9 protein-coding genes are annotated in these 12,033 nt (G+C 41.2%); 6 read left to right on the forward strand and 3 right to left on the reverse strand.

Features of this window, described 5'->3' with window-relative positions; all coding sequences use genetic code 11:
* The first annotated feature begins 49 nt into the window (after positions 1–49).
* Positions 50–2,353, forward strand: a complete 2,304-nt coding sequence (locus tag HT728_RS03780; protein WP_345890028.1) for a DNA translocase FtsK — start codon at positions 50–52, stop codon at positions 2,351–2,353.
* Positions 2,354–2,396: 43 nt separating this feature from the next.
* On the opposite strand, the gene HT728_RS03785 is transcribed toward HT728_RS03780, so the two are convergent.
* Positions 2,397–2,828: a DUF6556 family protein gene (locus HT728_RS03785; protein WP_173233851.1), complete on the reverse strand. Its 432-nt coding sequence runs from the start codon at positions 2,826–2,828 to the stop codon at positions 2,397–2,399.
* 138 nt (positions 2,829–2,966) lie between these two features.
* Here HT728_RS03785 and HT728_RS03790 point away from each other — a divergent pair, with 138 nt between their 5' ends.
* From HT728_RS03790 to HT728_RS03810, 5 genes are all read left to right on the forward strand, one after another.
* Positions 2,967–4,109, forward strand: coding sequence for a cysteine desulfurase family protein (locus tag HT728_RS03790; RefSeq protein ID WP_173233853.1), 1,143 nt, complete (start codon positions 2,967–2,969; stop codon positions 4,107–4,109).
* 8 nt (positions 4,110–4,117) lie between these two features.
* The gene (thiI, locus tag HT728_RS03795; RefSeq protein ID WP_173233855.1) at positions 4,118–5,332 is read left to right on the forward strand and encodes a tRNA uracil 4-sulfurtransferase ThiI; all 1,215 of its coding nucleotides are present in this window, start codon (positions 4,118–4,120) and stop codon (positions 5,330–5,332) included.
* A 136-nt stretch (positions 5,333–5,468) separates the two neighbouring features.
* Positions 5,469–6,293, forward strand: a complete 825-nt coding sequence (locus HT728_RS03800) for an alpha/beta hydrolase (protein ID WP_173233857.1) — start codon at positions 5,469–5,471, stop codon at positions 6,291–6,293.
* Positions 6,294–6,311: 18 nt separating this feature from the next.
* The gene (locus HT728_RS03805) at positions 6,312–7,052 is read left to right on the forward strand and encodes an esterase family protein (protein ID WP_173233859.1); all 741 of its coding nucleotides are present in this window, start codon (positions 6,312–6,314) and stop codon (positions 7,050–7,052) included.
* A 12-nt stretch (positions 7,053–7,064) separates the two neighbouring features.
* The gene (locus HT728_RS03810; RefSeq protein ID WP_173233861.1) at positions 7,065–8,231 is read left to right on the forward strand and encodes an ATP-grasp domain-containing protein; all 1,167 of its coding nucleotides are present in this window, start codon (positions 7,065–7,067) and stop codon (positions 8,229–8,231) included.
* Positions 8,232–8,763: 532 nt separating this feature from the next.
* Here HT728_RS03810 and HT728_RS03815 read toward each other — a convergent pair.
* Both HT728_RS03815 and HT728_RS03820 read right to left on the reverse strand, forming a co-directional pair.
* Positions 8,764–9,222 (reverse strand): arginine repressor, encoded by a 459-nt coding sequence (locus tag HT728_RS03815; protein WP_173233863.1) that lies wholly within the window; start codon positions 9,220–9,222, stop codon positions 8,764–8,766.
* Between the two features lie 16 nt (positions 9,223–9,238).
* Entirely contained in the window at positions 9,239–11,512 is a 2,274-nt protein-coding gene (locus tag HT728_RS03820) for a Xaa-Pro dipeptidyl-peptidase (protein ID WP_173233865.1), read from the reverse strand.
* Positions 11,513–12,033: the final 521 nt, after the last annotated feature.

Consider the following 12,033-nt stretch of genomic DNA (forward strand, 5'->3'; position numbering starts at 1 on the left):
AGTCTTTTTCTCTTTCCGAAATGCCTGTGAAATATGGTATAATAGAAGAATGGCAAACAAGAATACAAGTAAAACAAGACGGAGACCGTCTAAAGCAGAAGTCGAAAGAAAAGAAGCGATTCAACGAATGTTGATTTCGTTGGGAATCGCACTTTTATTGATTTTCGCAGCCTTCAAATTAGGGGCTGCAGGTATCACTCTTTACAATTTAATTCGCTTGCTGGTGGGTAGCTTAGCTTATCTGGCAATATTTGGTATCCTGCTCCACCTCTTCTTTTTCAAGTGGATACGAAAACAGGAAGGACTCTTATCAGGATTTTTTACAATATTTGCAGGTTTGCTCTTGATTTTTGAAACCTATTTAGTTTGGAAATATGGTTTGGACAAGTCGGTCCTAAAAGGAACCATGGCGCAGGTTGTGACGGATTTAACTGGTTTTCGAACGACCAGTTTTGCTGGAGGGGGCTTGATTGGTGTCGCTCTTTATATTCCAACCTCCTTTCTCTTTTCAAATATCGGCACTTACTTTATTGGTTCTATCTTGATTTTAGTGGGTGCCCTCCTAGTCAGTCCTTGGTCTGTTTACGATATTGCTGAATTTTTCAGTAGAGGCTTTGCTAAATGGTGGGAAGGACATGAGCGTCGAAAAGAGGAACGCTTTGTCAAACAAGAAGAAAAAGCTCGCCAAAAGGCTGAGGAAGAGGCTAGATTAGAACAAGAAGAGACCGAAAAGGCCTTACTCGATTTGCCTCCTATTGATATGGAAACGGGTGAAATTCTGACAGCAGATGTTGTGCTTGACGTTCCTCCTGTTCCAGAAGAAGACTGGGTGGAACCAGAAATCATCCTGCCTCAAGCCGAACTTGAATTCCCTGAGCAGGAAGATGGCTCTGATGACGAAGATGTTCAGGTCGATTTTTCAGCCAAGGAAGCCCTCGAATACAAACTTCCAAGCTTACAACTCTTTGCCCCAGATAAACCCAAGGATCAGTCTAAAGAGAAGAAAATCGTCCGGGAAAATATCAAAATCCTAGAAGAAACCTTTGCTAGCTTTGGTATCAAGGTAACAGTTGAACGGGCTGAAATTGGGCCATCAGTGACCAAGTATGAAGTCAAGCCAGCAGTTGGAGTACGGGTCAACCGCATTTCCAATCTAGCAGATGACCTCGCTCTAGCCTTGGCGGCCAAGGATGTCCGAATCGAAGCACCTATCCCAGGGAAATCTCTAGTCGGAATCGAAGTACCCAACTCTGAAATTGCGACAGTTTCTTTCCGCGAACTATGGGAACAATCTCAAACGAAAGCAGAAAATCTCTTGGAAATTCCTCTAGGAAAGGCGGTTAATGGCACTGCAAGAGCTTTTGACCTTTCTAAAATGCCCCACTTGCTAGTTGCAGGTTCAACGGGTTCAGGGAAGTCAGTAGCTGTTAACGGCATTATCGCTAGCATCCTCATGAAGGCGAGACCTGACCAAGTTAAATTTATGATGGTCGATCCCAAGATGGTTGAGTTGTCTGTTTACAATGATATTCCCCACCTCTTGATTCCAGTCGTGACCAATCCACGTAAGGCCAGCAAGGCTTTGCAAAAGGTCGTGGATGAAATGGAAAATCGTTATGAACTCTTTGCCAAGGTGGGAGTTCGGAATATTGCAGGTTTTAATGCCAAGGTAGAAGAGTTCAATGTCCAGTCTGAGTACAAGCAAATTCCGCTACCGCTCATTGTCGTGATTGTGGATGAGTTGGCTGACCTCATGATGGTTGCCAGCAAGGAAGTGGAAGATGCCATCATTCGTCTTGGGCAGAAGGCGCGGGCTGCAGGTATCCACATGATTCTTGCAACCCAGCGTCCATCAGTTGATGTCATCTCTGGTCTGATCAAGGCTAATGTCCCATCTCGAGTGGCTTTTGCGGTATCATCAGGTACAGACTCGCGCACCATCTTGGATGAAAATGGAGCGGAAAAACTGCTTGGACGTGGAGATATGCTTTTTAAACCAATTGATGAAAATCATCCAGTTCGTCTCCAAGGCTCCTTTATCTCGGATGATGATGTCGAGCGCATCGTAAACTTCATTAAGGTTCAAGCAGATGCGGACTACGATGAGAGTTTTGATCCCGGTGAGGTTTCTGAAAATGAAGGAGAATTTTCAGATGGTGAATCTGGTGGTGATCCGCTCTTTGAAGAAGCCAAGGCTTTGGTGATCGAAACCCAGAAAGCTAGCGCATCTATGATTCAGCGTCGTTTATCAGTTGGATTTAACCGTGCGACCCGCCTCATGGAAGAGCTTGAGATGGCAGGTGTCATCGGTCCAGCTGAAGGTACCAAACCAAGAAAAGTATTGCAACAATAAAAAATAGCTTCTTTCCAAGTTTGGAGGGAAGCTATTTTAGTGATTATTGATTAGTTTTATTTTCCGAAGTTGGTGTATTATTGGACTGTTTTTCATTTTCAGTAGCAGGTTTACTTGGAGCAGGAGCAGAAGAATCCTGAGTTGATGTTTTCTGCTCTTCTTTTTTCTCTTCCTTGACGCTGGCTTTTGGTGTTTCCTCTTGCTGTGTTTTTTCTTGAGTGGTGTTAGTTTCTTTATTGGGACTAGTGTTTTCCTTAGGGGATTCTTTTTGAATTTCTTTGACAATGGTTGTCGTCTGGGTTGTCGTAGGTTCTTTTTTAGTATTTTTGTTATTATCCAAGGCGTTCATGATAGTGATACTTGCGGTAATTAAGCCAAGGATACTAGCGATAGTCGCAACGATTTTTTGAAAGACTGTAAAGCCTTTTTTGATGTGTTCTGTTTTTGGTTTTGAAGTTCTACGATAATTAGACATGCATTCTCTCCTTTAATTAAAATTTATTATACCGCATTTCTTTAAAAAAATCTTAAAAAAAGAGGAATTGCCCTTTCTTGTCGCAGGCTCCGTTTCATGATACAATAGAAGGAGTTATTTTAGAAAGCGTGAGAAAACATGATTTACTTTGATAATTCGGCGACGACCAAGCCCTATCCTGAAGCACTTGAAACCTATATGCAGGTCGCTTCAAAAATTTTAGGAAATCCATCTAGTCTCCATCGTTTGGGAGACCAGGCAACACGAATCTTAGATGCTTCTCGGCAACAGATTGCAGATTTAATCGGTAAGAAAAGCGATGAAATCTTCTTTACTTCTGGTGGGACAGAAGGAGATAACTGGGTCATCAAGGGTGTGGCCTTTGAAAAGGCTCAGTTTGGAAAGCACATCATTGTATCAGCCATTGAACATCCGGCAGTCAAGGAATCAGCTCTTTGGTTGAAAAGTCAAGAATTTGAAGTGGATTTTGCTCCGGTAGATGAGAAAGGATTTGTGGATGTTGAGGCGCTGGCAGATTTGATACGACCTGATACGACCCTTGTTTCTATCATGGCTGTGAACAATGAAATTGGCTCGATTCAACCTATTCAAGCTATTTCAGAACTGTTAGCAGACAAGCCGACTATTTCCTTCCACGTTGATGCGGTTCAGGCGCTTGCCAAGATTCCGACTGAAAAGTATCTGACAGAACGAGTGGATTTTGCGACTTTCTCTAGTCACAAGTTCCACGGGGTTCGTGGTGTTGGTTTTGTCTATATCAAGTCTGGCAAGAAGATTACGCCTCTTTTAACAGGTGGTGGTCAGGAGCGTGATTATCGTTCGACAACTGAAAATGTGGCAGGAATTGCAGCGACAGCCAAGGCCCTTCGTTTGTCTATGGAGAAGCTAGATTTCTTTACAAGCAAGACTGGACAGATGAAGGCAGTGATTCGTCAAGCACTTCTGGACTATCCGGATATTTTTGTCTTTTCAGATGAGGAAGACTTTGCCCCTCATATCCTGACTTTTGGAATCAAGGGTGTTCGTGGTGAAGTCATCGTTCACGCTTTTGAAGACTATGATATTTTCATCTCAACGACCTCTGCTTGTTCGTCCAAGGCAGGGAAACCTGCAGGTACCTTGATTGCTATGGGAGTGGATAAAGATAAGGCCCAGTCAGCTGTGCGTCTAAGCCTAGACCTTGAAAATGATATGAGTCAGGTCGAGCAGTTTTTGACCAAGCTAAAATTAATTTATAATCAAACTAGAAAAGTAAGATAGGAGCATTTATGCAGTACTCAGAAATTATGATTCGCTACGGTGAGCTGTCAACCAAGGGTAAAAACCGTATGCGTTTCATCAATAAACTTCGTAATAATATTTCAGACGTTTTGTCTATCTATCCCCAAGTTAAGGTAACAGCAGATCGCGACCGTGCCCACGCTTACCTCAATGGAGCAGATTACACAGCAGTAGCAGAATCGCTCAAACAAGTTTTTGGAATTCAAAACTTTTCCCCTGTTTATAAGGTTGAAAAATCTGTAGAAGTTCTGAAGTCTGCTGTCCAAGAGATTATGCAGGACATCTACAAGGATGGTATGACCTTTAAAATTTCTAGCAAGCGTAGCGACCACAACTTTGAGTTGGATAGTCGTCAACTCAATCAAACACTTGGAGGAGCTGTTTTCGAAGCCATTCCAAATGTGCAAGCTCGAATGAAAAGTCCTGACATCAATCTTCAGGTGGAAATCCGTGAAGAAGCAGCCTATCTTTCTTATGAAACTATTCGTGGGGCTGGTGGTTTGCCAGTTGGAACTTCAGGTAAAGGGATGCTCATGTTGTCAGGAGGGATTGACTCACCTGTAGCAGGTTATCTTGCTCTTAAGCGTGGAGTGGATATTGAAGCTGTTCATTTTGCCAGCCCACCTTACACTAGTCCTGGTGCCCTAAAAAAAGCCCAAGATTTGACTCGAAAATTGACCAAGTTTGGTGGAAATATCCAGTTTATCGAGGTTCCTTTTACAGAGATTCAAGAGGAAATCAAGGCTAAAGCGCCAGAAGCCTACCTCATGACCTTGACACGACGTTTTATGATGCGTATTACAGATCGTATTCGTGAGGTACGAAATGGTTTAGTTATCATCAATGGGGAAAGCCTAGGTCAAGTAGCCAGCCAAACCTTGGAGAGCATGCAGGCTATCAATGCAGTTACCAACACTCCCATCATCCGTCCAGTTGTGACAATGGATAAGTTGGAAATCATTGACATTGCTCAGGAAATTGACACCTTTGAAATTTCTATCCAGCCTTTTGAAGACTGTTGTACCATTTTTGCACCTGACCGTCCTAAGACCAATCCTAAGATTAAAAATGCAGAACAGTATGAAAAACGTATGGATGTTGAAGGTTTGGTTGAGCGAGCAGTGGCTGGAATCATGATTACTGAGATTACACCTCAAGCTGAAAAAGATGAAGTCGATGACTTGATTGATAATTTGCTCTAATCAGAAAATCCAAAAGAATTTAGAAAAATAAATGAAAAAGTTAGTTTTTAATCCCAAAAACGGAAGAAAAACTGACTTTTTTTCTATAATTGTGATATAATAAAATAAAATTTTGAATATAGAGAGTTTTCTGATAATGAATCAATCCTACTTTTATTTAAAAATGAAAGAACACAAACTCAAGGTTCCTTATACAGGTAAGGAACGCCGTGTACGTGTTCTTCTGCCTAAAGATTATGAGAAAGACACGGATCGTTCCTATCCTGTTGTTTACTTTCATGACGGGCAAAATGTTTTTTATAGCAAGGAGTCTTTCATTGGCCATTCATGGAAGATTATCCCAGCTATTAAGCGTAATCCTGATATCAGTCGCATGATTGTCGTCGCCATTGACAATGATGGTATGGGGCGGATGAATGAGTATGCGGCTTGGAAGTTCCAAGAATCTCCTATTCCGGGGCAGCAGTTTGGCGGTAATGGTGTGGAGTATGCCGAGTTTGTCATGGAGGTGGTCAAACCTTTTATCGATGAGACCTACCGTACCAAAGCTGACCGCCAGCATACGGCTATGATTGGCTCCTCACTAGGCGGTAATATTACCCAGTTTATCGGTTTGGAATACCAAGATCAAATTGGATGTCTCGGGGTCTTTTCATCTGCTAACTGGCTCCATCAAGAAGCCTTTAATCGCTATATTGAACGCAAGAAACTATCGCCTGACCAGCGTATCTTTATCTATGTTGGAACTGAAGAAGCAGATGATACGGACAAGACCCTGATGGCTGGTAATATCAAACAAGCATATATCGATTCGTCTCTTCGCTATTACCATGATTTGATAGCAGGTGGGGTACACTTGGGCAATCTTGTCTTAAAAGTTCAGTCTGGTGCCATCCATAGTGAAATCCCTTGGTCGGAGAATTTACCAGACTGTCTGAGTTTTTTTGCAGAAAACTGGTAAAGTAAGAAAGGAGAAAATATGCATATTGAACATCTTAGCCACTGGAGTGGCCATCTCAACCGTGAAATGTACCTCAACCGTTATGGACATGCTGGGATTCCAGTTGTGGTCTTTGCTTCATCAGGTGGTAGTCACAACGAATACTATGATTTTGGCATGATTGATGCCTGTGCCTCCTTTATCGAGGAAGGCCGTGTTCAGTTCTTTACCCTATCCAGTGTAGACAGTGAGAGCTGGTTGGCCACTTGGAAAAACGGTCACGACCAAGCGGAGATGCATCGCGCCTATGAGCGCTATGTGATTGAGGAGGCCATTCCTTTTATTAAGCACAAGACGGGTTGGTTTGATGGAATGATGACGACAGGTTGCTCAATGGGCGCCTACCATGCACTCAATTTCTTCCTTCAGCATCCAGATGTCTTTACCAAGGTGATAGCTCTCAGTGGCGTTTACGACGCACGTTTCTTTGTCGGCGATTACTACAATGACGATGCTATTTACCAAAACTCGCCAGTAGATTATATCTGGAACCAGAACGACGGCTGGTTTATTGACCGTTATCGTCAGGCAGAGATTGTGCTGTGTACGGGTCTTGGTGCTTGGGAACAAGACGGTCTACCATCTTTCTACAAGCTCAAAGAAGCCTTTGACCAGAAACAAATTCCAGCCTGGTTTGCTGAATGGGGACACGATGTCGCCCACGACTGGGAATGGTGGCGCAGACAAATGCCTTATTTCCTTGGAAATCTCTATTTATAAAAGGAGTTACCTATGAATTACCTTGTTATTTCTCCCTACTATCCACAAAATTTTCAACAGTTTACAATTGAGCTAGCCAATAAAGGCATCACGGTCTTGGGAATTGGTCAGGAGCCTTACGAGCAATTGGATGAGTCCTTGCGCAATAGCCTGACCGAGTATTTCCGTGTAGATAATCTTGAAAATATAGATGAAGTCAAGAGAGCAGTTGCTTTCCTTTTCTATAAACATGGTCCAATTGATCGCATTGAGTCTCATAATGAATACTGGCTTGAGTTAGATGCAAGTCTTCGTGAGCAATTCAATGTTTTTGGTGCCAAACCAGAGGATCTCAAAAAGACGAAATTTAAGTCTGAAATGAAGAAACTTTTCAAAAAAGCAGGTGTCCCCGTGGTCCCTGGAGCTGTTATCAAGACGGAAGCAGATGTTGATAAAGCAGTGAACGAAATCGGCCTTCCAATGATTGCCAAACCTGACAATGGAGTGGGAGCAGCCGCGACCTTTAAGCTTGAAACAGAAGACGATATCAATCACTTCAAGCAAGAATGGGACCATTCGACCGTTTATTTCTTTGAAAAATTTGTTACTTCTAGTGAAATCTGTACCTTTGACGGGCTCGTGGACAAGGATGGAAAGATTGTCTTCTCAACAACATTTGACTACGCCTATACACCGCTTGATCTCATGATTTATAAGATGGACAATTCTTATTACGTGCTCAAGGATATGGATCCCAAATTACGTAAATATGGTGAGGCAATTGTCAAGGAATTTGGTATGAAAGAACGGTTCTTCCATATTGAGTTCTTCCGTGAAGGGGATGATTACATTGCCATCGAGTACAATAACCGTCCTGCAGGTGGTTTCACTATCGATGTTTATAATTTTGCTCATTCCTTGGACCTCTATCGTGGCTACGCAGCTATAGTCGCAGGAGAAGAGTTCCCAGCGTCAGAGTTTGAACCTCAGTATTGTTTGGCTACATCACGTCGTGCAAATGCTCACTATGTCTATTCAGAAGAGGACTTGCTTGCCAAATACAGTCAGCAGTTCAAGGTTAAAAAAATCATGCCAGAGGCCTTTGCGGAACTTCAAGGAGATTACCTTTATATGCTGACAACTCCGAGTCGACAAGAAATGGAGCAGATGATTGCAGATTTCGGACAACGTCAGGCTTAAGAGACTATTGGATTAAGGAAATTCACTTCCTTAATCCTTTTGTTTTGTCTGATAAAAAATAAGAGCATCCTAACAAGGTAGCTATCATAAAACTTGTTCGATAACTATTTGAAGCAGGATTAGGTGGTCAGAAATTGAATTTTAACATTTCAATTGAGTCATAGTATTGTGCTTTCGTATCCTTAAATCAGCTAAAAGGATCCATGACGACACCTATACGATATAGTTTTCAAAATACCAAACAAGTCTATTAATACTCAATGAAAATCAAAGATCAAACTAGGAAACTAGCTGCAGGCTGCTCAAAACACTGTTTTGAGGTTGTAGATGAAACTGACGAAGTCAGTAACCATACCCACGGCAAGGCGATGTTGACGGAGATTGAAGAGATTTTCGAAGAGTATAAATCTTCCTAGGATAAAGCAAAACGCATAGTATCAAGGGTTTTCAACACTTGATACTATGCGTTTTCTGATGTTAAAGACTTTCTACCAGTTTTTTTTAAAGCATAATTGTTAGTTGTAGTCATTTATTATTCTTCAAAGAAAAATGGTGGGGCGAATTTTTTCAGTTCTTCAAAGCACTTTTGAGCAGCTTCTGCATCTTCGCAGATGATGAGACAGACATCATCGCCACAAAGGGTTGCGATAATATATTGGAAATCAAGAGCATCAATAATTGTAGCGAACGATTGTGCTAGACCAGGAAGAGTTTTGAGTAGGACTTGGTGCTGAATAGGTCGCAACATGATGAGGGCATCTTCCATATAGTTTTCCAAACGTTTTTCCCATTTTGAGATGGAACCATTATTAAGAACATAATAAGCGTTATCTTTTGATAGGTTCATATTTTTGATGTCGCGTGAGAGGGTTGCCTGGGTCACTTGAATGTCGTTCTCAGCAAGAAGGGACTGCAATTCAGCCTGTGTATGAATCTTGTTTTTTGCGACAAGAGCGCGTATGAGTTGGTGGCGGTGTTCTGATTTATTCATAATAATGTAACTCCTTTTAGCAAGGTATGGTAAGCGTGGACTGAGAGAGGTCGACAGTCAGGTGGTAGTCGGTATTGTCACGGATGGTGATTTCAAAGTCAGTCGTATAGAGGACTAAACGAAGAGTATCTCCTTCTTTTAGCTTATAAATAGTAGGTTGCAGTTCAAATTGCACATCCATCCATTCATCTGCAGTAACATCCTCTACTAACAGTAAATCATTTCTATTTTGTAAATTAAGGTAACCTTTTGTCATGACTCGTTGTGCATTTGGTCTAAATGGTAATTCACAGAGATTTTCCAACATGTGGTAGCGTCCATTATCAATGGTTTTAGCACTGATAATAGCTGGATAAGGTTGTAGGTATTTCTTCTGTCCAAATTCTAGCAGTTGGGCAGATAAGAGCCCCTTATTTGTACTGGATTTGATACGAAGATTAAGTTGGGCACGACCGTTCAAGTGAAGATCCTTAGTCGCAGGAAGGTCAATAGTAATTTGATTTGTTTTCCCTTGATAGAGTTCCGTATTGAAGGTCTGGTAGGTCTTACCATAACGTTCAAAATCCTTATCTGAGTACTGGTTTTGAATGACCTGTTCTTCTTGACCGAGTGAGAAGGTTTCAAAGTTTTCTTGCTCACCAAAGTTATCAAGAGATAACCAAGTCTGAGGAGCAGTATTGTCCTGCCAGATAACGGTCGGAAGTTGAAAATCTGTATCTTGTCCCAATAATTTCTTGGTTAATAAGGCATTCATGGATTCACGGAAGTCAATGGACTGCCAGTTGTTCATGTACACATGGGCGCCATTGTGGAAAAAGAGATGCTTGTTTATGTGAGCAGGAAGGGCATGGAACATCTGGTAAACATGAAGTGGTTTGACATTCCAATCCTGTGAACCGTGGGTAAAGACAACCTCTGATTTTACCTTATGGGCATTGAGCAGGTAGTTGCGATCATGCCAAAACTGGTTATAGTCGCCGGTCTTGCGATCCAGTTGCTCTTTTACTTTTTCTAAGTCAGCTTGGTGAGCTTCATTGCCACGGATATAGTCGCCAGCCAAGAGATTACGAGAGTAGGTTAGTTCAGCAAGGGAGTCAAAGTCCTCACCTGGATAACCACCTGGGCTAGTCACCAGACCGTTTTCACGGTAGTAGTTGTACCATGAAGAAATGCCAGCCTCAGCAATGATAACCTCTAAACCATCGACACCTGTAGTCGCAAGCCCATTGGACATGGTTCCAAGATAGGAAAGTCCAGTTGTGGCAACTTTTCCATTTGACCAGTTAGCTTTGACTTGACGCTGACGTGTATGGTCAGTGAAGGCACGACAACGACCATTAAGCCAGTCGATGACATTTTTATAAGCCTCAATTTGTTGGTAGTCGCCATTAGTCATGAAACCAGTAGAGTCTTTGGTACCAACACCTGACACATAGAGATTGGCAAAACCTCGTGGAAGGAAGTAGTCGTTGAGTGTATAGCTAGAGTTGATGTGACTTAGCTTTTCCTCAGCTTCTGACACAAGCTCAGCTTGGCCTTGAGGTTGGACGAGATTGAGTTGAGGTTCCTCTAGTTCAATCTTATGAGCAGGTTTAACCTCAAGCTCGGCCTCCATCTTGTAGAGAGCCTTATCGCTTGCCTTGTCATTTGTTCCCTGATGATAAGGGCTGGCTGTCATGATAGCAGGGATTTGTCCATCATAACGAGGACGAATAATGCTGACCTTGACTAGATCTGGTAAGCCTTTTTGGTCAGTATCGACACGAGACTCAACGTAAACGACTTCACGAATGACATCATGGCTAGAAAAAGTAGCCAAACTCTTGCCGTTAAAGTAGTGATAGCCATTATCCTCAGGGATAAGACCGTCGCTTACCAGCTGATCAATCAGGGTATTCCCCTTTTTGGTGCGAGTATTGAGTAACTGATAGAGATTTTCAATCATGTCACCGTATACAATAGGAAATCCAGTCTCCTTACGAAACGCTTCACTATCTTCGAAGTCAACCAAATAAGAAAAGCCTAAAAGTTGAAAGGCGACAGTATAAAAAATATCTGCTGTCAAGTCTTTGTCAGATTTGAAAAAAGTTAATATGTTAGTTTCTTTATCTATAGCTAAGCAGGAGAGTGGATAGTCGGTGTTCTCATAAGTGAAAAATAAGCGACGTAAAAAAGTTTCCAGTAATTCCTTGGGATTGGCTGTGTTTTGTAAATCAAAGCCATATTTTTTTAGTTCAGATAAGATATTTTCTTTTGGAAAAGTGATATAACTATATTGATTAAAACGCATAGAACCTCCATATAGAATGATAGTTAAGGTTATTATATCAAAAAAAAAGCAGAAAGGGAATTGTTAACTGCAAAAGGAAATAATCCAATAAAAATGAATAAAGTACTAAATTCAACATAGAGAACAGTGTAACAATAGATATAATAGGTATAATATAAAAATTCTAGGAGATTTATATTGTATGTTTTCTATTTTATATATAATATAGTATAAATATAAAAAATAATGACAAAAACACAAATGAATAAAAAGTAAATTAGTACGCTGATGAAATTTTTCTGGTAACTTCTCAAAGTAACTTCCACTTGCCTGACCAAAGTGGAAATTAGTCTAAAACGGATTTTTATGGTGGAATTAAGTGTGAGATGTTTGAGAAGTTACGTAAGCTTAAAAAAATGAGTAATAGAAGCTGATTTCATTGACTTTTAAGGGAGGAGAGGAGTATAATATATACTGTATAATTGTATGCAATTGATTACAAAAATAAAAATAGAAAGCGATAACTATGTATAAAGCAAAAA

Source organism: Streptococcus sp. 544 (genome assembly GCF_013277385.1).
In the GTDB taxonomy this organism is placed as follows: domain Bacteria; phylum Bacillota; class Bacilli; order Lactobacillales; family Streptococcaceae; genus Streptococcus; species Streptococcus mitis_BA.